The sequence below is a fragment of the Pseudomonas sp. NFACC39-1 genome (genome assembly GCF_900110355.1).
GTDB lineage: Bacteria > Pseudomonadota > Gammaproteobacteria > Pseudomonadales > Pseudomonadaceae > Aquipseudomonas > Aquipseudomonas tehranensis.
Map to the genome: position 1 here is coordinate 107,199 of NZ_FODL01000007.1, position 22,900 is coordinate 130,098.

At 60.3% G+C, this 22,900-nt stretch carries 19 protein-coding genes; 9 read left to right on the forward strand and 10 right to left on the reverse strand.

Going from position 1 to position 22,900, the window contains the following annotated elements; all coding sequences use genetic code 11:
- Positions 1-7: 7 nt before the first annotated feature.
- Complete coding sequence (locus BMY45_RS16825; RefSeq protein ID WP_092399511.1) at positions 8-907, reverse strand: homocysteine S-methyltransferase family protein; 900 nt, start codon at positions 905-907, stop codon at positions 8-10.
- Between the two features lie 113 nt (positions 908-1,020).
- Here BMY45_RS16825 and BMY45_RS16830 point away from each other — a divergent pair, with 113 nt between their 5' ends.
- Together BMY45_RS16830 and BMY45_RS16835 are read left to right on the forward strand one after the other, a co-directional pair.
- A complete protein-coding gene (locus tag BMY45_RS16830) occupies positions 1,021-1,842 on the forward strand; it encodes an ABC transporter substrate-binding protein (protein ID WP_092399513.1) in 822 nt (273 codons plus the stop codon).
- On the forward strand, positions 1,839-2,675 hold the full coding sequence (locus BMY45_RS16835; RefSeq protein ID WP_092399515.1) for an amino acid ABC transporter permease: 837 nt from the start codon (positions 1,839-1,841) through the stop codon (positions 2,673-2,675). The genes BMY45_RS16830 and BMY45_RS16835 overlap by 4 nt, the downstream gene beginning before the upstream one ends.
- 207 nt (positions 2,676-2,882) lie before the next feature.
- On the opposite strand, the gene BMY45_RS28435 is transcribed toward BMY45_RS16835, so the two are convergent.
- Positions 2,883-3,158, reverse strand: coding sequence for a hypothetical protein (locus tag BMY45_RS28435; protein ID WP_256573664.1), 276 nt, complete (start codon positions 3,156-3,158; stop codon positions 2,883-2,885).
- A gap of 45 nt (positions 3,159-3,203) precedes the next feature.
- Between BMY45_RS28435 and BMY45_RS16840 the strand changes: the two genes are divergently transcribed.
- The gene (locus BMY45_RS16840) at positions 3,204-5,045 is read left to right on the forward strand and encodes an autotransporter outer membrane beta-barrel domain-containing protein (RefSeq protein ID WP_256573665.1); all 1,842 of its coding nucleotides are present in this window, start codon (positions 3,204-3,206) and stop codon (positions 5,043-5,045) included.
- Between the two features lie 63 nt (positions 5,046-5,108).
- Here BMY45_RS16840 and oadA read toward each other — a convergent pair whose 3' ends face one another.
- Positions 5,109-6,917 (reverse strand): sodium-extruding oxaloacetate decarboxylase subunit alpha, encoded by a 1,809-nt coding sequence (gene oadA, locus BMY45_RS16845; protein WP_092399519.1) that lies wholly within the window; start codon positions 6,915-6,917, stop codon positions 5,109-5,111.
- A 12-nt stretch (positions 6,918-6,929) separates the two neighbouring features.
- Entirely contained in the window at positions 6,930-8,345 is a 1,416-nt protein-coding gene (locus BMY45_RS16850; protein WP_092399521.1) for an acetyl-CoA carboxylase biotin carboxylase subunit, read from the reverse strand.
- A 188-nt stretch (positions 8,346-8,533) separates the two neighbouring features.
- Between BMY45_RS16850 and BMY45_RS16855 the strand changes: the two genes are divergently transcribed.
- Positions 8,534-9,496 (forward strand): LysR family transcriptional regulator, encoded by a 963-nt coding sequence (locus BMY45_RS16855; protein ID WP_092399523.1) that lies wholly within the window; start codon positions 8,534-8,536, stop codon positions 9,494-9,496.
- Here BMY45_RS16855 and BMY45_RS16860 read toward each other — a convergent pair.
- The 3 genes from BMY45_RS16860 to BMY45_RS16870 form a co-directional block, all read right to left on the reverse strand.
- Positions 9,438-9,647 carry a PA3496 family putative envelope integrity protein gene (locus BMY45_RS16860; RefSeq protein WP_092399525.1) on the reverse strand — a complete coding sequence of 70 codons (210 nt, stop codon included), beginning with the start codon at positions 9,645-9,647 and terminating at the stop codon, positions 9,438-9,440. The genes BMY45_RS16855 and BMY45_RS16860 overlap by 59 nt on opposite strands.
- Before the next feature lie 231 nt (positions 9,648-9,878).
- Positions 9,879-10,745, reverse strand: coding sequence for a transcriptional regulator HexR (gene hexR, locus BMY45_RS16865; protein ID WP_003187110.1), 867 nt, complete (start codon positions 10,743-10,745; stop codon positions 9,879-9,881).
- A gap of 140 nt (positions 10,746-10,885) precedes the next feature.
- Entirely contained in the window at positions 10,886-13,759 is a 2,874-nt protein-coding gene (locus BMY45_RS16870) for a putative bifunctional diguanylate cyclase/phosphodiesterase (protein WP_092399527.1), read from the reverse strand.
- A gap of 261 nt (positions 13,760-14,020) precedes the next feature.
- On the opposite strand from BMY45_RS16870, the gene uvrD reads away from it, so the two are divergent.
- The 3 genes from uvrD to BMY45_RS16885 all read left to right on the forward strand — a co-directional run bounded on the left by uvrD (position 14,021) and on the right by BMY45_RS16885 (position 17,938).
- Positions 14,021-16,204, forward strand: coding sequence for a DNA helicase II (gene uvrD, locus BMY45_RS16875; RefSeq protein ID WP_092399529.1), 2,184 nt, complete (start codon positions 14,021-14,023; stop codon positions 16,202-16,204).
- Positions 16,205-16,516: 312 nt separating this feature from the next.
- Complete coding sequence (locus BMY45_RS16880; protein ID WP_092399531.1) at positions 16,517-17,392, forward strand: Tim44 domain-containing protein; 876 nt, start codon at positions 16,517-16,519, stop codon at positions 17,390-17,392.
- A gap of 138 nt (positions 17,393-17,530) precedes the next feature.
- Positions 17,531-17,938 (forward strand): SMI1/KNR4 family protein, encoded by a 408-nt coding sequence (locus BMY45_RS16885; protein ID WP_003187120.1) that lies wholly within the window; start codon positions 17,531-17,533, stop codon positions 17,936-17,938.
- A gap of 22 nt (positions 17,939-17,960) precedes the next feature.
- On the opposite strand, the gene BMY45_RS16890 is transcribed toward BMY45_RS16885, so the two are convergent.
- Positions 17,961-19,724, reverse strand: coding sequence for a cation:proton antiporter (locus BMY45_RS16890; RefSeq protein ID WP_092399533.1), 1,764 nt, complete (start codon positions 19,722-19,724; stop codon positions 17,961-17,963).
- A gap of 255 nt (positions 19,725-19,979) precedes the next feature.
- Between BMY45_RS16890 and BMY45_RS16895 the strand changes: the two genes are divergently transcribed.
- Complete coding sequence (locus BMY45_RS16895; protein ID WP_047226692.1) at positions 19,980-20,465, forward strand: acyl-CoA thioesterase; 486 nt, start codon at positions 19,980-19,982, stop codon at positions 20,463-20,465.
- A 39-nt stretch (positions 20,466-20,504) separates the two neighbouring features.
- Here BMY45_RS16895 and pdxY read toward each other — a convergent pair whose 3' ends face one another.
- Positions 20,505-21,377 (reverse strand): pyridoxal kinase PdxY, encoded by an 873-nt coding sequence (pdxY, locus tag BMY45_RS16900; RefSeq protein ID WP_092399535.1) that lies wholly within the window; start codon positions 21,375-21,377, stop codon positions 20,505-20,507.
- Positions 21,378-21,496: 119 nt separating this feature from the next.
- Here pdxY and BMY45_RS16905 point away from each other — a divergent pair, with 119 nt between their 5' ends.
- Positions 21,497-21,919: a DUF3301 domain-containing protein gene (locus tag BMY45_RS16905; protein WP_047226690.1), complete on the forward strand. Its 423-nt coding sequence runs from the start codon at positions 21,497-21,499 to the stop codon at positions 21,917-21,919.
- A 12-nt stretch (positions 21,920-21,931) separates the two neighbouring features.
- Here BMY45_RS16905 and BMY45_RS16910 read toward each other — a convergent pair whose 3' ends face one another.
- On the reverse strand, positions 21,932-22,897 hold the full coding sequence (locus tag BMY45_RS16910) for a CobW family GTP-binding protein (protein ID WP_092399537.1): 966 nt from the start codon (positions 22,895-22,897) through the stop codon (positions 21,932-21,934).
- Positions 22,898-22,900 lie beyond the last annotated feature (3 nt).

A 22,900-nucleotide genomic window follows, 5' to 3' on the forward strand; every position in this document is an offset into this window, starting at 1 on the left:
GAAGGGATCAGACCAACTTTTGCGCCAACACCGCGATGTGCTCCGGCCCGATGCCGCAGCAACCGCCCAGGTGACTGGCGCCGCGCTTCTGCCAATCGGCCGCCCACTGCAGATAACCGGGTGGATCAAGGTCGTCGCGCAGCGGGTCCAACCCGTCGTTGGCCGTCGCTTCCTTCGGTTGAGGAGGAAAGGCGTTGGCGTAGGCTCCAATGTGGATCTTCACTCCCAGGTGCTCGAAGGTGTCCCGCGCGGCATCGATTGCCGCGCCGATCACTTCTGGTTGGCTGCAATTGAACAGCAGCGTCTCGACGCCGAGCTCGGCGGCCACTGCCGCCGCGTCCACCACCGGCTCACCGGAACGCAGGCGCGGCACTTCATCGGTGTCTTCGTCTTTCAGGGTGAATGACAGCCAGAACGGCTTGCCATCCTTCGGCAGCCCGGCGTGGATCGCCCGCGCTTCGACCGTCGAGCTTTGGGTTTCGGCCAGCCACAGGTCAACATGAGGCGCCAGGCCTGTCACCAGCGGCTCCAGCAGTTCATTGGCACGGGAAGCATCGAACAAATCGGGTCGATAGGAACCGAACAATGGCGGCAGCGACCCGGCAATCCGTACTGATTTGCCTGAGGCCTGTACCGCTCGCTGCGCCAACTCCCCCGCCAGCGCCGCCAATGCCTGGCCCTCTGCTGCGAAGCGCTCCTCTCCGATGTGAAACGGCACCACGGCGTAGCTGTTGCTGGTAATTACATTGGCGCCGCTAGCGATATAGGCCGCGTGCACCGCCTCTACCGCCTGGGGTGCTTCGCTCAAGGCCAGCGCCGACCATTCGGGCTGCCGAAACGGCGCGCCCCGGCGCTGCAATTCGCGGCCCATGCCGCCATCAAGGATGACTATCGTTGCTGCGCCCATATGCGATTCACTCATAAGCTTATGAAAATAACTCACTACCGGAGTTGTTCTTATAACTATTTAATACGCACCCATCGCTCAACCACAACTTATTTTTCAGCCAGGGATCTCTCGTGAAATTTCAACCGCTGCTGGCCCTCGGCCTGACTCTCTTGGCCGTTTCGTCGCAAGCGCTCGCTGGCGCCACGCTGGATCGCATCGAGCAGAAAAAAGAACTGGTCGGCGTGCTGATGGAAAGTTATCCGCCCTTCTCATTCCTCAATGATCAGAACCAGCTCGACGGTTTTGACGTGGATGTCGCCAAAGCGGTCGCTGAAAAACTGGGTGTGAAGCTGCGCCTGGAAACCCCCTCCTGGGACGTGATCGCCGCCGGGCGCTGGAGTGGGCGCTATGACATCTGCATCTGCTCCATGACGCCAAGTAAAGCCCGCGCCGAGGTGTTCGACTTCCCGGTTCAGTATTACGCCTCGCCCGCGGTGATCGTGGTCAACGCCAAGGACGACAGCATCCATGGCGCCAAGGACCTGAGCGGCAAGAAAGTCGGCCTCACCAGCGCCTCCAGCTACGAGAGTTACCTGAACAAGAACCTGGTGATCGAAGGCGCCGAGGACACTCAACTGAACTACCCCTTCGAAAACGTGCAGATCGCCCCGTACGACACCGACAACGTGGCTTTCCAGGATCTGGGCCTGGGTGCCGGCGTGCGGCTGGACGCGGTGCTGACCAACCTGGTGACCGCCCAGCCGCGGCTGACCGAAGACAAGCGCTTCAAGCTGGCGGGCGAGCCGCTCTATTCCGAACCGAACTCAGTGGCCATCGAAAAAGGCGACGTTGAGTGGAACAGCAAGGTACGTGAGGTTTTCGCCCAGTTGAAACAGGACGGCACCTTGAGCAAGCTTTCGCAAAAATGGATCGGCGCCGACATCAGCCAATGACTTCCTTTCCATCCCCTTCTCGGCCACCGCAACCGGTGGCCGAGTCGCGCCTGAAAAAGATCTTCGGTTTTCGCACACGGCTGTACCTGACCTGGGCGGCCATGCTGGTGTTGTTCGCGAGTTTTTTCCTGAGCTTCGACCTGAAATTCGCCATCATCCTGGACAAACTGCCGAACCTGCTCGGCGTGCACCTGGCACCCAACGGCTTTCTGCAGGGCGCGGCGCTGACGCTGTTTCTCTGCCTGTGCTCGATCGTCGCTTCGTCCTTGCTGGGCTTCATCACCGCCCTGGCGCGGCTGTCCAGCAGCGCGGTGGCGTTCGGCATTGCCAGTTTCTACGCGTCGTTCTTTCGCGGCACACCGCTGCTGATCCAGATCCTGCTGATCTACCTGGGCCTGCCACAACTGGGACTGGTCCCGGGCGCGATTGCCGCCGGGATCATCGCCCTGTCGCTGAACTACGGCGCCTACCTGAGCGAAATCTTCCGCGCCGGGATCCTTGGCGTCCCCCACGGCCAGCGCGAAGCCTCCCTTGCGCTGGGCATGGGCGAAACCGTGATCTTCTGGCGCGTCACCCTGCCCCAGGCCATGCGCACCATCATTCCACCGGCCACCAACCAATTCATCTCCATGCTCAAGGACTCGTCTCTGATCTCGGTGATGGGCGTCTGGGAAGTGATGTTCCTGGCCCAATCCTATGGTCGCTCCAGCTACCGCTACATCGAAATGCTCACCACGGCGGCGATCATTTACTGGTTGATGTCCATCGCGTTGGAGCTGATCCAGGCGCGGATGGAGCGGCATTATGGGAAGGCGTATCTCAAGCGCAGCTGACAGAACGGTTCCGAGGATCTTGTAGGGCATCGCTTCAGGCCATGGAAGCCAACGCGACGATGTCTGGATCGCAACTCGACCAGCCTACAGATTTCATCTGCTGTGTCTTGCCCAAGGCGAGGCGGTAGCTGGCATCGTGATCAAGGGTGGAATTTTTAAAGTGCGGACTCCTTTCAAACGAGACCGCACTCGATGTCTATCCAACCTTTACACCCACCCCAACACCTTGCCCTGGCAGTTGCCTTGGTCGTCGGTTGCGCCGATGTTTCGAGGGCTCAGCCACCCGCCGATATCCTCACGACCGCCGAGCAACAAGAGCACCTCAGAGCCTTCGCCGAAGCTAGGGACACCAAGCGGCAGAATGCCATCTCCCCCCGTAAAGGCGACGCGAGATGGACTGGCAAAAATGACTTGGTCATCATCAGCGCAAACGCAAAATTCCCCGGGATCATTGATGGCGGCGGTGGAAAAAACGTCCTGCAACTAGACGCCGCCAAGCATCCGATATTGGCTGAAACCCGAAATTTCATGGCATTGCAGGTTACGCAAGGCGAATGGCAACACACCGGGAGTTTCACAGGCTGGGGAGTGATCGAGCCAGACACCACGTTGCTCAATACTGGCCAAATCGAGGGGCAGGTAGGGGTTCTCGGCAAGCTGGATAACCAGGGCATGGTCGCCAATCACGTGACTGTCGAGCCAGGTGCCAGCATGACGAACTCAGGCGTGGTCAATGGGCAGGTTTACGTACGCGAGAAGGCCCGCTTCAGCGGTAATGGCACTGTGGATTTCTTGAGTATCGCGGGCCAGTTGGAAGTCGGCCCCGAAACAGGCGCACCCTCCGTTACTAAGGATTTGTCGTTGGCAGAGACTGCCGAACTGATCTACGGGGTTAATGCAGAGGGCGGTAGCTCCACGATCAACGTTGAAGGCACCGCGCTCCTGAACAACGCGACGCTGACCGTCGCCGGCGTGCCGGGCGAATACATTGAGACGCGTGAGCACACGGTCATCCGCGCGGGGAAGATTGAAGGAGCGTTCGGCACGGTCTCCAGTAAGCTGGCATTCATGACGGCGACGCTGACTCCCACCGATACGCAAGTCAACCTGACTTACGCCCGCAACGATGTGCCAATCGAGGAAGCAGCAAGTTCCGAAAACGGGCGAGAATTTGCGGCCCATATCGAAGAGCGGCAACCGGTCAAACCTCCAGCGCCCGCCCCCACGGCTGTGCCCGCCGTTGCGCAGGCAGCAGGAGCCCGACCAGGGATCGAAGCCCCTGCAATCAAACCCGCCGAGCCACCAAGAATCACCAGCGCCGCTCCCAAACCCACCGGCCAATTGCCAACCACCCAGCCAGTCGCAAAACCCAACGCTGCCATCAACGCCTTGCTCGGCAGCGATATGATGACCGCCGCCAGCGCCATCGACCAACTGAGTGGCTATAACACTGCGGATCTGGGCAACGCCACCTTGAGCAGCATGGCGCCGATCAGCAGCGCAATGCTCTCGGCCATGGGCCAGAAAAACCCGGGGAGCGTGCATGCTGACGGTCAAGTCTGGGTCCAGGCCATCGGTAACAGCGGCAGTATCGGCAAACAGTTGGGCAGCTATGCGCTGAAACACTCGACCAGCGGTGTGATGCTGGGAACCGACTGGGCCATCAGCCCGGATTGGCGCCTGGGCGTGATCGGCAGCAAGACACAAACCCGGCTGGACAGCCAGCAGTTCGATGGTCGGCTCGACAGTTGGCACCTGGGCGCCTATGCCTTGCGCCAGGACGGGCCATGGGCCCTGCGCCTGGGCGCCGTTTACGCCAATCATGACGGCAGCACCAAGCGTCATGTGGTCTTCAACGGTTTCAGGGATCGCCTCAAAGGTCGCTACGATGCCCATACGCAGCAGGTCTTTGGCCAGCTCGGTTACAACCTGAATATCGGTCACTTCGATGTCGAGCCTTACATCGACCTTGGCTACCAGCGCTACCGACGCGATCGCTATTCAGAGAAAGGTGGCGACGCGGCGTTGCAGTTCAACGGCCAGACCCAGGACTATTTCCACAGCAATCTGGGCCTGCACCTCGCCCGGTCCTTCTCTCTTGACCAAGGCATGCGACTGACGCCGCGCTTGAGTCTCGGTTGGAAACATCTCTATGGCGAGACCCGAGGCGCTTCCCGCCAGGGCCTGGCCGGCGCAGGCAAGTCGTACACCGTCGAAGGCGTCGAACTGGACCGTGACAGTCTGCTTTTCGAAACAGGGCTGGACCTGGCCGTTTCGCCTCGGCATACCCTGGGGGTGAGTTACAAGGGTGAAACCGGTCAGGACAACCATAACGGGGCGTTGACGGGCCAATGGCGAATGATGTTCTGACAAGCAAAAAAAAGGGGAGCACATGCCCCCCCGAGGTTAAACGGTTGTATCGAAGCTGTTAGCTCAGCCTTCGATCTCGATCAGGATCTCGCCCGGATTGACTCGGTCGCCCTTGGCGACATGAATGGCGGAGACCTTGCCGGCGATGGCCGCCTGTACTTCGGTCTCCATTTTCATGGCTTCGGTGATCAGCACCGCTTGGCCGGCCTTCACCACATCGCCCTCCTTGACCAGCACATCGACGATGTTGCCTGGCATGGTGGTGCTGACGTGGCCCGGTGCAGTGGCTTGCTTACGCTTGCTGCTGCCGCCGCTGACAAACTCATTGAGCGGCTCGAACACGACCTCTTCGGGCATGCCGTCGATGGACAGGTAGAAGTGACGCTTGCCTTCAGCCTTGACGCCCACCCCGGTGATGTCGACGCGGTAGGTTTCGCCGTGAACGTCGATGACGAACTCGGTCGGCACGCCTTCACCGCCCGCCGAGCTCACACTGCCGGCCTCAGGGATTGGCAACAGCACTTCCGGAGTCAGGGTGCCGGCTTCGCGCTCTTCGAGGAACTTGCGCCCGATGTCCGGGAACATGGCGTAAGTCAGTACGTCTTCTTCGGATTTGGCCAGTGCGCCGATTTCGCCACGCAGCTTGGTCATTTCCGGCTTGAGCAGGTCGGCCGGACGCACATCGATCACGTCTTCGCTGCCGATGGCCTGGCGGCGCAGCTTCTCATTCACCGAACCCGGAGCCTTGCCGTAGCCACCCTGCAAATAGAGCTTCACTTCGTTGGTGATGGTCTTGTAGCGCTCACCGGCCAGCACGTTGAAAAACGCCTGGGTGCCGACGATCTGCGAGGTCGGGGTCACCAGGGGCGGGAAGCCAAGGTCTTCGCGCACTCGCGGGATCTCTGCCAGCACCTCGTTCATGCGGTTCAACGCGCCCTGCTCTTTGAGCTGGTTGGCCAGGTTGGAAATCATCCCGCCCGGTACCTGATTGACTTGGACGCGGGTGTCCACCGCCGTGAACTCGCTTTCGAACTGGTGGTATTTTTTGCGCACCGCATAGAAATACAGGCCGATTTCCTGCAGCAATTCCAGGTTCAGGCCGGTGTCGAACTCGCTGCCCTTAAGGGCAGCAACCATCGATTCGGTGCCCGGATGGCTGGTGCCCCAGGCGAAGCTGGAGATCGCGGTGTCGATGTGATCGGCGCCGTTTTCGATCGCCTTGAGCTGGCACATCGCGGCCAGGCCAGCGGTGTCATGGGAATGGATGAATACCGGCAACGACTGCTCGGTCTTCAATGCCTTCACCAGCTCACCAGTGGCGTACGGGGTCAGCAAACCGGCCATGTCCTTGATCGCCACCGAGTCGCAACCCATGGCTTCCATTTGCTTGGCCTGGGCGACGAACGCCTCAATGGTGTGCACCGGGCTGGTGGTATAGGCGATGGTGCCCTGGGCGTGCTTGCCAGAGGCCTTCACCGCCTCGATGGCGACCCGCAGGTTACGCACGTCGTTCATCGCATCGAAAATACGGAACACATCGATGCCGTTGACCGCAGCCTTGGCCACGAACGCCTTGACCACGTCATCGCTGTAATGGCGATAGCCCAGCAGATTCTGGCCGCGCAACAGCATTTGCAAACGAGTGTTGGGCAGCGCCGCGCGCAGTTGGCGCAAGCGCTCCCACGGGTCTTCCTTCAGGAAACGCACGCAGGCGTCGAATGTTGCGCCGCCCCAGACTTCCAGCGACCAATAGCCGACTTTGTCGAGCTTGTCGCAGATCGGCAGCATGTCTTCGGTGCGCATGCGCGTAGCAAGCAGCGATTGGTGGGCGTCGCGCAGGATTGTGTCGGTAACAAAGATCTTCTTGGACATGGTCATACTTCCTTACAGGCCTGCGTGGGCGGCAATGGCGGCGGCGATGGCCAAGGCCAGCTCTTCGGGTTTGCGCTTGATCGAGTAGTTGGTCAGCTCAGGATGGCTTTCAACGAAGCTGGTATTGAACTGGCCACTACGGAATTCCGGATTGCGCAGGATTTCCTGGTAATACGCCGCGGTGGTCTTGACCCCCTGCAGGCGCATGTCGTCCAAGGCCCGCAGGCCACGGTCCATGGCTTCTTCCCAGGTCAGCGCCCAGACCACCAGCTTCAGGCACATCGAATCGTAGAAAGGCGGAATGGTGTAGCCGGTATAGATCGCTGTGTCGGTGCGCACGCCCGGGCCGCCGGGGGCGTAATAGCGGGTGATCTTGCCGAAACTGGGCAGGAAGTTGTTTTTCGGGTCTTCGGCGTTGATCCGGAACTGCAGCGCGAAGCCACGGTGATGAATGTCTTCCTGCTTGACCGACAACGGAAGCCCGGAGGCGATGCGGATCTGTTCGCGAACAATGTCGATGCCGGTGATTTCTTCGGTGATGGTGTGTTCCACCTGCACCCGGGTGTTCATCTCCATGAAGTACACCTCGCCCTCGGCGAGCAGGAACTCCACGGTGCCGGCATTTTCGTAGCCCACGGCCTTGGCGGCGCGCACGGACAGATCGCCAATGTAGGCGCGCTGCTCGGGCGTCAGTTGCGGGCTGGGGGCGATCTCGATCAGCTTCTGGTTGCGACGCTGGATCGAGCAATCACGCTCGAACAGATGCACCACGTTGCCAAAGCTGTCACCCAGGATCTGCGCTTCGATGTGCTTGGGATTGACGATGCATTTTTCCAGGAACACTTCCGCCGAACCGAAGGCCTTGGTCGCTTCGGAAATGACCCGAGGGAAAGCCTGTTCGAGTTCTTCGCGGCTGTTGCAGCGACGGATACCCCGACCGCCACCACCGGACGTAGCCTTGAGCATTACCGGGTAACCAATGCGGTCGCCTTCGGTCAGGGCCTCTTCGATGCCCGCTACGTTGCCTTCGGTGCCCGGCGTGACCGGTACGCCGGCCTTGATCATGCTGCGACGCGCTTCGGTCTTGTCGCCCATGCGGCGAATGACTTCAGCCGACGGGCCGATGAATTTGATCCCGCGCTCGGCGCAGATGTCCGCCAGCTCGGCGTTTTCCGAGAGAAAGCCGTAACCGGGGTGCAACGCATCGCAACCGGTTTCCACGGCCAGGTTCACCAGTTTGCGCGGGTTGAGATAGCCGGCCAGCGGATCGGCGCCGATGCTGTGGGCCTCGTCCGCACGCTTGACATGCAACGCATGGCGGTCCGCGTCGGAATAGACCGCGACCGAGCGAATGCCCATCTCGGCGCAAGCGCGCACGATGCGGACGGCAATCTCACCACGGTTGGCGATCAGGATCTTTGTTATCAATTGGAGGTTCCCTTGAGCCGGTGGTACCACGACCTGGAGCTTCAGGTCGACGCGTGACCAGATGTAACAATCGGTCGCAGCACCACACTAGTCCTGGCTGTTGATTAACAAAAATGAATATTTATTGGGTCGTGCATAAGCAAAGACTTATAGTTGATTCATCCGCCCCGACCCAGAGGCTATAGAAAATGCGTAAGTCATTGATGCGTATGACATTGCGTCAACTGCAGATTTTCAACGAGGTGTGCGACCTGAGGTCCTACAGCCGCGCAGCCGACGAAATGTCTCTCACACAACCGGCCGTTAGCCTACAGATTCGATCACTTGAGGAACTGATCGGCCAGCCGCTGTTCGAGTACGTTGGCAAAAAACTCTACATGACCGAAGCCGCCGAAGCCCTTCAACGCGCCAGCCGGGACATCTTCGGGCGCCTGGAAAACCTCGACATGCAATTGTCGGACATGCAGGGCTCGCTGCAAGGCCAACTGAAGCTGGCGGTGGAATCCAGTGCCAAGTACTTCGTGCCGCACCTGTTCGCCGCTTTCAAGCGCCAGCACCCGGAGGTCAACCTCAACCTCACGGTGGTCAACCGCGGCCAAGTGATCCGCAGGCTCTCGGACAACCGCGACGATCTGGTGATCATGTCCATGGTGCCTCAGGACATGGGCCTGGAATTCCTGCCATTTCTCAACAACCCAATCGTCGCTGTGGCACCCCCCGACCATCCGCTGTGCCACATGGGCCCGTTGCGCCTGCAAGACCTTGAGCCGTATACGCTACTGCTGCGCGAGCCGGGGTCAGGCACGCGGTTGGCCTGCGAGGAATATTTCAAGGAGAAACGGGTGCATTTCACCCAGACACTGGAAGTGGCGTCGGCGGAGGCCCAACGCGAATGCGTACTGGCGGGGCTGGGCGTGGCGCTGCTGACGCGCCACGCCGTAAGCCGGGAGCTGGTGTCCGGCGCGCTCATCGAGTTGCCGGTGGAGGAATTGCCGCTTTACCGCAGCTGGTGCCTGGTGCAGGCCAGGGCTAAGCGCCTGTCACCGGTGGCTCACGCCTTCCTGGCGTTCGTTCGCGGCGAGCGCGCTCAGATCATTGGCCTGGTTGGTCGTTTCGACGGGAAGCCGCCGGTGTTGCCTGCCAATAGTTGAATTCTACAGCGTCCGGAAACTCGCTGATTTCGGCCAGCAGCTGGCGCTGCTCACAGCGGTCTTCGATGGCACGACGGAACGCCATGCGGCGCTGGTCTTCCTGCTGACGACGGGTTTTGACGGCGCTGCGTTCTTCGTAGGACTGGGTCATGTCGAGACTCCCAAGACGTATACGGGAGCTTTACGATGAAGGCGCGGGATGACGGTTTGGCGGCGCGAGCGTTACAGAACGATGAATTCGGGCAAATGCCGTTTTGTGGCGAGGGGATTTATCCCCGATCGGTTGCGCAGCAACCGCAAAAAACGGGGCCGCTGCGCGCCCCAGCGGGGATAAATCCCCTCGCCACAAAAGCCTCCTCGACAAAGAATCGGAGAGACCCAATTAGTCATCCAGCGCCTTCACCGACTTGGGCGACAGCCGCAGGCTGCGAAGGCTGCGCTTCACGCTCTTGAGATGGTTGACCAGGCTCGGGCCGCGCGCCATGGCGACGCCCATCGCCAATACGTCGATCACCACCAGGTGGGCAATGCGCGAGGTCAACGGCGTGTAGATCTCGGTGTCTTCATGCACGTCGATGGCCAGGTTCACCGTCGAGAGCTCGGCCAGTGGCGTCTGGCTCGGGCACAAGGTGATCAGCGAGGCACCACTTTCGCGCACCAGGTTGGCGGTGATCAACAAGTCTTTGGAGCGCCCCGACTGGGAAATGCAGATCGCCACATCGGTGGGTTTCAACGTGACCGCCGACATCGCCTGCATGTGCGGGTCGGAATAAGCCGCTGCCGTCAGCAGTAGCCGGAAGAACTTGTGCTGGGCATCGGCCGCCACCGCGCCCGAAGCACCGAAACCATAAAACTCGACACGCTGGGCCTGGGACATGGCCGTGACGGCTTTTTGCAACGCCACCGGGTCAAGCTTCTCGCGAACCTCCATCAGCGTATGCAGGGTCGTGTCGAAGATTTTCAGGCTGTAGTCCGCGACCGAGTCGTCCTCATGGATCGCAAACTGGCCGAAGCTCGCACCCGCGGCCAGGCTTTGCGCCAGCTTGAGTTTCAGGTCCTGAAAACCCGAACAACCGATGGCTCGGCAGAAACGCACAATGGTCGGTTCGCTGATGCCGACGCTGTGGGCAAGATCGGCCATGGAGCTGTGCATCACGGCCGCAGGATCAAGCAATACGTGATCGGCGACTTTCAGCTCCGACTTGCGCAGCAGATGGCGTGACTGGGCGATGTGTTGCAACAGGTTCAAGGGACTGGACTCTTGTTATTGGCAGAAGCCGGGATGTAGCAAGCTTGTAGTTATACTACAAGAATCGGCTTTTTGCCCGCCCAATCCGTAACTCAATCTCCCGGTTTCATGCCGCATGCGCGCCATGTAGCAGCGGCGGGCTAGCAATCATCCCGGTTGGCCCATAACAGCGCGGCCAGCCCTTGGGCTTCAACCGGCCGGCTGATGAGATAGCCCTGAACCTCATCACAGTGTTCGGCTTTCAGAAATTCGAGTTGCTCTGGCCGCTCGACGCCTTCGGCCACCACTTTGAGCGACAACCCATGGGCCATTGCAATGATTGCCCGGGTAATGGCCGCGTCTTCGCTACCCTCCGTCAGCCCACGAATGAACGCCTGATCGATTTTCACGTAATCCACAGGGATGCGTTTGAGATAACTCAGAGACGAATAGCCGGTACCAAAGTCATCGATCGCCAGCTTGACGCCGAGGTCGCGCAGTTGCTGGAACGTCGCGATGATGTGCTCAACGCTGTCGAGCAATTGGCTTTCAGTCAGCTCCAGTTCCAGGTATTGCGGCGCCAGACCGGTTTCCTCCAGCACTTGCCGAACCAGGCTGACCAGCTTGCCCTGGCGCAACTGATGCACCGACAGGTTGACCGACACCCTGATCGGCGCCAGGCCCTCACGCTGCCATTGGCACGCCTGCCAACAGGCCTGGCGCAACACGAACTCGCCGATCGGCCCGATCAGCCCGGTCTCTTCGGCCAGGCTGATGAAGTCTCCCGGCGGGACTCGGCCCATGAGCGGATGATCCCAGCGCACCAATGCCTCGGCGGCGTTCAGGCGGCCTGTCGCCAGGCACAATTTGGGTTGATAAAAAACCTTCAACTGCTGCTCTTCCAGGGCTTTACGCAGCTGGTTCTCCAGTTGCAGCCGCTCCAGCGTGCTGGCCTGAAGGCTGTCGGTATAGAACTGGAAATTGTTGCCGCCCAAATGCTTGGCATGTTGCATGGCCATGTTCGCCTGACTGACCAGCGTGGAAATCTCCCGCGCGTTGTCGGGCAACATGCTGATGCCGATCGAGGCACTGACCACCAGTTCATGGCCCTCGATGGTCAGCGGCAGACGCAACTTGGCGGACAGGCGGGTCGCCACCCGCGCCAGGCTGGAAAGGTTGCCGTAGGCATCGAACAGCACCCCGAACTCATCGCCGGATAAGCGGGCGATGGTGTCCGCTTCGGGCAATGCATTGATCAGGCGGCGGGCCATCTTCTGCAACAGCTGGTCAGCAACATCATGGCCGAGGCTATCGTTGAGGAGCTTGAAACGGTCCAGGTCGATATGCAGCAATGCCAGGCTGCGTCGTCCGCCCTGGCGCACCCGTTGGTGGGCTTCGTGCAGGCGCTCGCGAAACAGCGAGCGGTTCGCCAGCCCAGTGAGTTCGTCGTAATGGGTCAGGTAGCGCATTCGCTCTTCGGACTCACGCCTGGCTGAAAGATCGGCGAAGAAGCCCACGATATGGCTGACATTTCCCCGAGCATCGCGCACCACGTTCAGTTGCAGCCACTGCGGATACAGTTCGCCATTGGCCCGGGCCTCCACCAGCTCACCTTGCCAGGTGCCGTGCTGCTTGAGCGCCTGGCGAATGACCGGGTAGTGCCGACGGGCATCACGACTGCATGGCAGATCGACCACATTGCGCCCGAGCATGTCATCGATATTAAAACCTGTGACCCGCGTGAAGGCCTGGTTGGCGGCCAGCAGCGCGTAATGCGGGTCAAAAATCACAATGCCTTCGCTGGCGGCCTCGAAAACCGTGGCCGCCAACTGGCGCTGTTGCTCGAGCTCTTTACGGGGGCTGATGTCTCGCCGGGTGCCGACCATGCGCAGCACTCGGCCACTCGGGCTGCGCTCCACGGCCCGACCGCGGTCTTCGATCCAGACCCAATGGCCGTCGCCGTGACGTACGCGGTATTCGATCTGGTAGTCCTCGCTACGGCCTTTGAGGTGCTCAATGAGGGCGCGTTTGAGGGCCGGCACGTCTTGAGGATGCAGGCGCGGGGTCAGGTGGCTGAGCATCGCTGTGATGTACTCGGGCTCCAGACCGAACAGCTCCTTGAGCTGGGTGTGATGGACTTCGTCGGTTTGCAGGTTCCAGTCCCACAGCCCCAACTCACTGGCTTTGAGCGCCAGGTCAAGACGCGCTTCGCTCTTGCTCAGGGCCTGGCTGGTCGCCTCCAGCTCGAGACTGCGCTGTACCACGCGCGCCTCCAGTCCTACCTGAGCCGACCGTAGTTTTTCCTCGGCGCAGCGGCGTTGTTCGACTTCCCGACCAAGCGCCTCGTTGAGCTGTGCGCTACGGGCTTGCGCCTGCTGCAAATGCTCGATCAGCGCCTGGTTCTGGAACCTTCGCAGCATGCCACTTTGTATCAACCGGTTGACCTGCCAGGCAACCACGCTGAGCGAGACCAGCACGACCAGCCCGAGCCAGCCCCATCCGCGCTGCTGTTCATCACCGCCCCAAAATAGATAACCGATGGCCGGCAATAGGCACGGCAAGGTAAAGGACAAAAATGCCGGAAGGCTCACGGCATAGGCAACGCTGGCCGACAGGGTAGCTGCGCCTATCAGGCCGAATACCCAGGCTTGTTGCTGGAAACTGTCGGCCGGTACCAGTGCTATACCCGCTCCGGCCAATGTCAGCCCGGTCATTGCCGAGCCGAGCAAAAACATCCGCAACCAGACCGGGTGCGCTTGGCGGCTGGGTATCGCCGAATCGAAGGCCGCCACCTGGATGACCCGCAGCGCTACCAGCGAGAGCAACCAGACCAGCCAGACGCTGACCTGAAAATGACGCGAAGGCCCCCACAACAACGCGGCGCAAACCAGACCGTTGACCAGCATGAACAGCGTGGGCAGCAGCGAACCCTGATACAACAGCCTTGTGCGTTCGACCGCCATTTCCGTGGCGTACTGCTTGCAGATGATCCGTGGTTCCACACAGGGGCCCGCCAGATCGGAATTTAGGGTCATAGGCACTTGTTCTTGTTCTTATTCAGCGGAGCATGGAGAACCCGAAACATTCAGCGAGCATACACAAGGCAGCGGCCATCCCACACTGTCCAAGCTCATAAAAATGCTGAAAAAGTCGCTATTTCATTGGGTCGCGGGCCCTTCAAGCGAGTCCCGCCAATGCTTGTGGCCCATGACCAACCGGTCATCACCGACCGGTCTTTTATCGGCTGGCGCAAAGCTCGGTTTGCCCGGGCTGCCGCCGCACCCTAGAATGCCCCGATGCGCGATGATCTCTCCCTTCTGCTGAACTCCCTCAACGATGCCCAACGCCAGGCCGTAGCGGCCTCCGTGGGTCGTCAGTTAGTCCTGGCCGGTGCCGGCTCCGGTAAAACCCGGGTGCTGGTGCACCGTATCGCCTGGTTGATCCAGGTCGAGAACGCCTCGCCCCATTCGATCCTGTCGGTGACGTTCACCAACAAGGCCGCTGCCGAGATGCGCCATCGCATCGAGCAACTGATGGGCATCAACCCGGCCGGCATGTGGGTCGGTACCTTCCACGGCCTGGCGCACCGCTTGTTGCGGGCGCATTGGCAGGAAGCCGGCCTGAGCCAGACGTTCCAGATTCTCGACAGCGACGACCAGCAGCGGCTGGTCAAGCGGGTGATCCGTGAGTTGGGCCTGGATGAACAGCGCTGGCCGGCTCGTCAGGCCCAGTGGTTCATCAACGGCCAGAAAGACGAAGGCCTGCGCCCGCAACACATCCAGGCCAGTGGCGATCTGTTCCTGGCGACCATGCGCAGCATCTATGAAGCCTACGAGGCGGCGTGCCAGCGCGCTGGTGTGATCGACTTCTCCGAACTGCTTCTGCGCGCACTGGACCTGTGGCGCGATCACCCAGGCCTGCTGGCGCACTATCAGAAGCGCTTCCGGCATGTGCTGGTGGACGAGTTCCAGGACACCAACGCCGTGCAATACGCTTGGTTGCGCCTGCTGGCCAAGGGCGGCGACAGCCTGATGGTGGTGGGTGATGACGATCAGTCGATCTACGGCTGGCGCGGCGCCAAAATCGAGAATATTCATCAATACTCGGCGGACTTTCCTGACGCCCAAGTGATCCGCCTGGAACAGAACTACCGCTCCACTGCCGGCATCCTCAAGGCCGCCAACGCCTTGATCGCCAACAATACCGGGCGCCTGGGTAAAGAGCTGTGGACCGACGGTGGCGAAGGCGAAGCGATCAACCTCTATGCCGCCTTCAACGAACACGATGAAGCCCGCTACGTGGTGGAAACCATCGAGAGCGCGCTGAAAACCGGCCTGGCCCGCAGCGACATCGCCATCCTGTATCGCTCCAACGCCCAGTCCCGGGTATTGGAAGAAGCCTTGTTGCGCGAACGTATCCCGTACCGCATCTATGGTGGCCAGCGCTTCTTCGAGCGCGCCGAAATCAAGAACGCCATGGCCTATCTGCGCCTGCTCGAAGGACGCGGCAATGACGCGGCCCTGGAGCGGGTAATCAACGTCCCGACCCGGGGCATTGGCGAGAAAACCGTCGAAGCGATTCGCGACCACGCGCGCCACAGCCATGTGTCCATGTGGGAAGCCATGCGCCAGCTGGTTACCAACAAAGGCATGACCGGTCGCGCCGCCGGTGCGCTGAAGGCCTTCATGGACCTGATCGAAGATCTGGCCACCAAGTGCACGGACATGCCGCTGCATTTGATGACCCAGACCGTTATCGAGCAGTCCGGCCTGATCGCCTACCACGAAGCGGAAAAGGGTGAGAAAGGCCAGGCCCGGGTGGAAAACCTTGAGGAGCTGGTCAGCGCCGCCCGAAACTTCGAGAACACCGAGGAAGACGAGGAGCTATCGCCACTGTCTGCCTTCCTGGGCCATGCCTCTCTGGAGGCCGGCGACACCCAGGCCGACGAGCATGAAGACAGCATCCAGTTGATGACCCTGCACAGTGCCAAGGGCCTGGAATTCCCCTACGTATTCCTGGTGGGCATGGAAGAGGGCCTGTTCCCGCACAAGATGAGCCTGGAAGAGCCGGGGCGCCTGGAAGAGGAACGACGCCTGGCCTACGTTGGCATTACCCGCGCCATGCAGAATCTGGTGCTGACGTACGCCGAGACCCGGCGCCTGTACGGCAGCGAAACCTACAACAAGGTGTCGCGCTTCGTACGTGAAGTGCCCAAAGGCCTGATTCAGGAGGTGCGGCTGTCCAACAGCGTCAGCCGTCCGTTCGGCGGCGGCCAGCAGCAAAGCACCAGCAGTCTTTTTGGCGGCAGCGACATCCCGGAAACCGGCTTCAGTCTCGGCCAGACCGTGCGTCATTCGGTGTTCGGCGATGGCGTGATCCTCAACTTCGAAGGCGCCGGCGCCCAGGCCCGGGTTCAGGTGAACTTCAGCGAAGGCAGCAAGTGGCTGATGCTGGGGTATGCCAAGTTGGAAGCGATCTAGAGATTTCGTAAGAAGCACCTTGCTGTGGGAGCAAGGCTTGCCCGCGAGGCGGTGGCACATTCGACACAGATGCGTCAGACCGATCGCTATCGCGGGCACGCCTTGCTCCCACAGGTATCTCTCCCCCTCCCACATTAGCTTCCGACCGAACTTATTTCCTTTTCCTACAGCCCAAAGCGAACAGACCCTCTTGCGCGACTGAAGCGGAACCTCACCTGTCACGCAAAAGCCCGAAACACTCTGCCGCTAGCCAGCAACAGTTCACCTGTGCAACATGGCGCGCGTGCTATCCACAAATGGGAATGCCCTTATATGAAACGTTTTCTTAGCATCGCCATGGCGTTGTGCATCGGCCTGACGATGGCCATCGACGCCAATGCCGCCAAGCGCTTTGGCGGTGGTAAAAGCTCGGGCGCTGCCCCGACCCACCAGACCAGCCAGATGGCGCCGTCCTCTGCGGCCGGCTCTACCGCGGCTACTGCGGGCGCGGCCGGTGCGGCTGGCGCCGCCACCAAGGCCAGCGGTGCTTCGCGCTGGCTCGGCCCCCTGGCCGGCATCGCCGCCGGTGGCCTGCTCGCCTCCATGTTCATGGGCGACGGCTTCCAGGGCATGCAGATCTTCGACATCCTGATCATGGCGGTCATCGCCTTCCTGGTCTTCCGCTTCATTGCCGCACGTCGTCGCAAGCAGCAGGAGCAACTGGCTCCGGCCGGTCATGCGCCGATGCAACGTGAGGTGTTCAACCAGCAACCGGCCAGTGGTTCGATCTTCGGTGGTTCGGCAGCACCCGTGGCTGCTCGTCCGGTGATCAACGCGCCAGCCTGGTTCAACGAAGAGCGCTTCATCGAAGCTGCGCGTAACCATTTCATGTCCCTGCAGCAACACTGGGATGCGAACGAAATGGACAAGATCTCTGAGTTCGTGACCCCGCAACTGCTGGAATTCCTCAAGCGCGAGCGAGCCGAACTGGGCGATGGCTTCCAGTCGACCTACATCGACAATCTGCAAGTACAGCTGGACGGTGTTGATGATCGCGCCGACAAGACCATCGCCACCCTGACCTTCAGCGGTGTGTCGAAGGACTCGCGCTTCGACAAGGGCGAAGCGTTCAGCGAAAGCTGGAACATGGAACGTGCCCTGGGCGATGACCAGCCTTGGCTGGTGGCCGGTATTCGCCAGAACGGTTGAACCTCTGCGCGTTTTGCATGTTGAAATAAAAGAACCCCGGCTCAGGCCGGGGTTTTCTATTTCACGGTTGCATCTATAGCGAGCTACTGTATAAACCGCTCCATATAAACCGCGCCATCGAGAAAGAGGATCCCGGACGTGGAAGAAATCATCGAACAATTGCGTGAAGCCAACGAACCCGTACCGGTTCCACTGGAGTTGCCTGACGAAGACTTGCTGGTGGAGATCGAAGAGCAGCTGTTCATCGATATTCCGTTCGTATTCAGAGAATTTTTGCTGACGGTCAGCGATGTTGTCTACGGCAGCCTGGAACCGGTGACCGTCACCGACCCACAGTCCCATACCTATCTGCCAGATGTGGCCGCCAATGCCTGGGATGCCGGTGTCGACCGTAGCCTGATCCCGATCTGCCAGGACGGCGACGACTATTACTGCGTCGAAGAAGACGGGACCGTGGTGCTGTGGCAGGCCGAAGAAGAGCTGATTGCCGAAGAAACCTGGGAATCCGTCTGGCACTGGGCCCGGGACGTCTGGCTGGAAAGCTGATCCGCCGCACGCCCGCCGTCGGTCAATGCCCGGACGATTCCTTGTGATTGTCCAGGGTCTCCAGCAAGGCCACCTGCATCCGCGTATGCAGGCGGACGAACCAGCGCCAGAGCAATGCCGCCACGGCCGTGGCCACCACCGCGATCAGTACCAGCAACTTGTTGGTCGGTAGAATACTGGCCGACAAGGCTGCCAAGAGCAGGAAAATCATCAGCAGCGAGAGGATCGGGATCACTTCTGCGATCACTCGCCGCACGCGCTGGGTGTGACGGCCGGCCATCTCCGGCTTCACGCCCATTTCCGCCAGCAGCATCGACAACGCCTTGAGCTTGCGATACGCGGCAATCAAAAACGGCAGCGACAACAACAACGCCCCGCCCCAGATCAGCGCTTTCTGCCAACTCGGGTCGCTGATCCAGGCTTGCAGATAGGCCGACATTTGTTCGGCAAAGTAGCCACCGGCGATAAAAATCGCGATGACCAGCGCCAGGTTGATGCCCACCTGCAGCAAAATCCGCCGGATCATGGCGGCTAACAGCGCGCCCTCCCCTTGCGGTTGAATGCTGCGAAGCCACTCGCCATACATTCCCAGTACCCTCGACAGCCGTTGTGGCATAACGGCAGCCAGCCTGACCGATAAAGGGTCGGCGGCCCGGATCAGGTAAGGCGTCAGCAGAGTGGTCAGGACCGAAACCGCGACCGCTACCGGATAAAGGAAATCGCTGGTGACCTGCAAGGTCATCCCCAGCGATGCGATGATGAAGGAAAATTCGCCGATCTGCGAAAGGCCCATCCCGACTCGCAGCGAGGTCCGCCCGTCGTTGCCGGCAATAAAAGCACCGAGGCCGCAGGACAGCACCTTGCCCAACACCACTGCGCCAGTGATTACGGCAATCGGCCAAGCGTATTGGAGCAATATGACCGGATCGAGCATCAGCCCGATGGCGACGAAGAAAATCGCGCTGAACAGGTCGCGCACCGGCTCCACCAGTCGCTCGATTTTCAGCAACTGCCGCGACTCGGCCATGATCGCGCCGATCAGAAACGCTCCCAGCACCATGCTGTATTCCAGCTTTACCACCAGTAGGCAAAAGCCGAAACACAGGCCCAGCACGGTGATCAGCAACATCTCGTCGCTGTCGAACTTCGCCACGTAAGCCAGCAGCCTGGGCACCAGCAAAATGCCGATCACCAGGGCGACGATCATGAATAACGACAATTTGCCGACCGTGGAGAACACTTCGCCGGAGCTGACCGTCCCGCTGACAGCGATGCTCGACAGCAAGGCGATAATGCCGATGCCCAGGATGTCTTCGACGATCAGGACCCCGAAGATCAACTGCGCAAAGCGCTCGTTCTTCATCTTCAGGTCATTGAGGGCTTTGACGATGATGGTGGTCGAAGAGATGGCCAGGATTGCCCCGAGGAACAACGAGTCCATGGTGTTCCATTCGAACCAGCGGCCGATTTCGTAGCCGATCCAGATCATCAACACAATTTCGAGGAACGCCGCGATGAACGCCGTGGCACCCACCTTGAACAGCTTGCGCAGGCTGAACTCCAGGCCCAGATAAAACATGAGGAAGATGACTCCCAACTCGGCCAAGGTCTTGATCGTCTCTTCGTCGTGGATAAAACCGAAAGGCGGGGTATGCGGACCAATGATGAAGCCAGCAACGATGTAACCCAGCACCACCGGTTGTTTGAAACGATGAAAGAGTACGGTGACCAGCCCCGCTGCCATCATGATGATCGCCAGGTCTTGAATAAAACTGATGGCATGCATGGTGGGGCTCCCTGTTCAAATGACCTATCACAGAGCTGGATAAGCCCGTTTCCATTGTAGGAAATACCCTCGCAAGGGGCTTTTGAAGGGTACCACCGCGACTTCCGACAAAAAGACAGTGCAATATATGGAAACAGATCCACCGGGGCGTGACGGCTGCCACAGGCGCAGCGTCCCGATACTGGTAGTTTGAAAACCTTCCAGCACCCGCAGAGGTGCACTCCCGAAATTGCTGCCTTGAACCGTGAGTACGTTATGGAACCCGGAAATGCCCAGCTGTCGATGACGGTGCTGATGACCCCCGATATGGCCAACTTCTCTGGCAATGTCCATGGCGGCACCCTGCTCAAGTACCTCGACGAAGTCGCCTACGCCTGCGCCAGCCGCTACGCCGGGCGCTATGTAGTGACACTGTCGGTTGACCAGGTGATTTTCCGCGAGCCGATTCATGTCGGCGAACTGGTGACGTTTCTGGCGTCGGTGAATTACACCGGGAACACCTCGATGGAAGTGGGCATCAAAGTCGTGACCGAAAACATTCGTGAACGCTCGGTGCGCCACACCAACAGCTGCTTCTTCACCATGGTCGCGGTGGACGACCAGCGCAAACCCGCCGCTGTCCCGCCATTGCAACCGCAGAACAGCGAAGAAAAACGCCGTTACGAACAAGCCCAGCAGCGTCGGCAGATTCGCCAGGAGCTGGAGAGGCGGTATCAGGAAATCAAGGCCGACGGGCCTTAACAGATCCGCCCGGCTCGCGCCCACAGGGATTGGCGTTGATCAGAGGCTGATTGGTACAGCTTCGAACCTTACCCTCGGATGGGTGATCCGGTCCTGGGCGCGTACCAGTTCCAACTCGTAACTGGCGCACGCCTGGGTTTCCAGCAGGACTTCGTGCACGGCTGCGGCCGTAAATTCAAGCGCCGCCACCAGGCTGTCACCCAGCAACACCCGCGCCAGGAACAGTCCCGAGGTCAAGTCACCCACCCCCACCGGCTGGCGAGGGAAAGCCAACAAAGGACGGCGCAGATGCCAGCTTCCATCAGCGGTCACGAGCAACATTTCGAAGCTGTCCTCGGGCTTACCCGGATAGGCCAGATGTTTGACGAGTATCGCTTTGGGTCCGCGGGCCAGGAGCACGCGAGCCATAGCCACGCAGTCCAGCAGCGACTGCGCCTTGCGTCCCGAAAAGCTGTCCAGCTCCAGCTGGTTCGGGCACATGATGTCCGCCACACTGGCAGCTTGCTCCAGAAGAAAATCGCTCACCTCGGGCGCCACGATGCAACCCTTCTCCGGATGCCCCATGACCGGATCACACAAATAAATTACCTTGGGATTGCACGCCTTGATTCGCGTCACGCCCGCCAGAATCGCCTGTCCTTGGGCGGCGCTGCCCAGGTAACCGGACAACACCGCGTCACAATTGCCTAGCTCGCCGATCGCCGCGATCCCCTCTACCAATGCCGGTATCTGATCAGAGGCAAGCACGTCGCCGGTCCACTGTCCGTACTGAGTGTGATTGGAAAATTGCACGGTGTTGAGCGGCCAGACATTCACCCCAACCCGCTGCATAGGAAAGACTGAAGCGCTGTTACCGGCGTGGCCGAAGACCACGTGAGACTGGATGGCAAGCAGATGAGGGGTACGTTTCATGCGGGATGTTTCCGTAAAACGAATGAAATTCAAGCCGCGCAGTATGCGACTAAACGCAGCCTGTACGACAGACCGGGGACACAGTTAAGCTGACAGCAACTTGTAGGAGCACTTCGTTCATGCTGACCCTTGGAAATATTTTCGTGCTGATGCTGCTGGCTACCGCCGGCGCCTGGCTGTGGCACAACCATGGTTTGCGCGAACGAGCGTTGGCGAGGGTCATGCAACATTGCGCCAACCTCAAGATCGAGCTGCTGGACGGCAACGTGGCGCTGAAAAAGATTGGGTTCGTCAAAGACGCCAGCGGACGCCGGCGCCTGGCCCGCATCTATAACTTCGAATTCACCGTCACGGGTGAATCGCGCCATTCGGGCACTATTACCCAGTTCGGGGCCCACAGCGCGCAAATCGAGCTGGCGCCCTACCCAATGCCGTTCGAAGAGTCAGCGCCGACACCGATCGAACCGGTCCAGACCAGACCCAGGGCCGAAGTCATCGAGTTGAGTCAGTGGCGCCAGGAACACAACAAGTGGAAGCCTTGAAGCAAGGCTGACTCACGGGCACCGACAGTTCGCCAGACCGGCTTGCAGCGCCGCCACGTCTTGAGGTCCATCAAAAATCAATTCGATTCGTGAGTCCTGGCGCCACTCGCTCGCCTGCCACCGCAGCGTCGCGCCCTCCAGCGCATTGGCTGAAACCCAGCCATCGGCGCTGTGGATAACCATCTTCGCCCGTTTCCAGCCGCGACCTTGCAGCCAGCGCGTCAGCGTCGCCGTGTCCAGTCGCTGACTCGGATGCCAACGCCAGCCAATACTCCAGCCGCCTTCCTGTTGCTGATACAGGCAGATGGGCGATGTCGGGTCGGTCCAGACGGCCGGCATCTGTCCCACCTCCTTGGGCAGACTCACGTCATCCACAGCCCCACTTCCCCGAGCTGCAAGACCTGGCAGTCGATCGATCGGCATCACAGCCTGTCGAGTCCAATACAAGGCAATCTCCGGCAGTTGCGCAGTGATGCCCAGGCGTTCGGTTTCGCTCAGGTGCTCGGATTTGTTCAGCACCACCAACCCTGCATCGGCCAGAGTTTGCCGTTGGGCGTCGGGCAACGGCGTGCCATCCGCCATCGCTCGGGCATCAAGCACCAACACGCAAGGCTGAACCGCCAGCACGCCGAGCCATGGCCTTTCGTTCAGTTGCCGCATCAACTGCGCCGGATGGCCCAGGCCGGAGGGCTCGATAAACAGTCGATCCGGGCGCGCCTTGCGCAGTAAACGAGCGAGGCCGATCTGAAATGGCGCGCCGTTGACGCAACACAAACAGCCCCCGGCCACTTCGCCCAGTGCGATACCATCGGCAGTCTGGGTCAGCAACGCCGCGTCCAGGCCGATTTGACCAAACTCGTTGATCAGCACCGCCCAGCGCTCATTCGCCGGGCGCTGCGCCAGCAATTGCTTGATCAGGCTGGTCTTGCCAGCACCCAAAGGGCCTGCGATGACGTGGGTGGGAATGTTCTGCAACATAAT

Coding starts and splice junctions, on each gene's coding strand:
- BMY45_RS16825 (WP_092399511.1), bottom strand. CDS start 907: ATGGGCGCAGCAACGATAGTCATCCTTGATGGCGGCATGGGCCGCGAA.
- BMY45_RS16835 (WP_092399515.1), top strand. CDS start 1,839: ATGACTTCCTTTCCATCCCCTTCTCGGCCACCGCAACCGGTGGCCGAG.
- BMY45_RS16840 (WP_256573665.1), top strand. CDS start 3,204: ATGGCATTGCAGGTTACGCAAGGCGAATGGCAACACACCGGGAGTTTC.
- oadA (WP_092399519.1), bottom strand. CDS start 6,917: ATGTCCAAGAAGATCTTTGTTACCGACACAATCCTGCGCGACGCCCAC.
- BMY45_RS16855 (WP_092399523.1), top strand. CDS start 8,534: ATGCGTAAGTCATTGATGCGTATGACATTGCGTCAACTGCAGATTTTC.
- BMY45_RS16860 (WP_092399525.1), bottom strand. CDS start 9,647: ATGACCCAGTCCTACGAAGAACGCAGCGCCGTCAAAACCCGTCGTCAG.
- BMY45_RS16870 (WP_092399527.1), bottom strand. CDS start 13,759: ATGACCCTAAATTCCGATCTGGCGGGCCCCTGTGTGGAACCACGGATC.
- uvrD (WP_092399529.1), top strand. CDS start 14,021: ATGCGCGATGATCTCTCCCTTCTGCTGAACTCCCTCAACGATGCCCAA.
- BMY45_RS16880 (WP_092399531.1), top strand. CDS start 16,517: ATGAAACGTTTTCTTAGCATCGCCATGGCGTTGTGCATCGGCCTGACG.
- BMY45_RS16890 (WP_092399533.1), bottom strand. CDS start 19,724: ATGCATGCCATCAGTTTTATTCAAGACCTGGCGATCATCATGATGGCA.
- BMY45_RS16895 (WP_047226692.1), top strand. CDS start 19,980: ATGGAACCCGGAAATGCCCAGCTGTCGATGACGGTGCTGATGACCCCC.
- pdxY (WP_092399535.1), bottom strand. CDS start 21,377: ATGAAACGTACCCCTCATCTGCTTGCCATCCAGTCTCACGTGGTCTTC.
- BMY45_RS16905 (WP_047226690.1), top strand. CDS start 21,497: ATGCTGACCCTTGGAAATATTTTCGTGCTGATGCTGCTGGCTACCGCC.
- BMY45_RS16910 (WP_092399537.1), bottom strand. CDS start 22,897: ATGTTGCAGAACATTCCCACCCACGTCATCGCAGGCCCTTTGGGTGCT.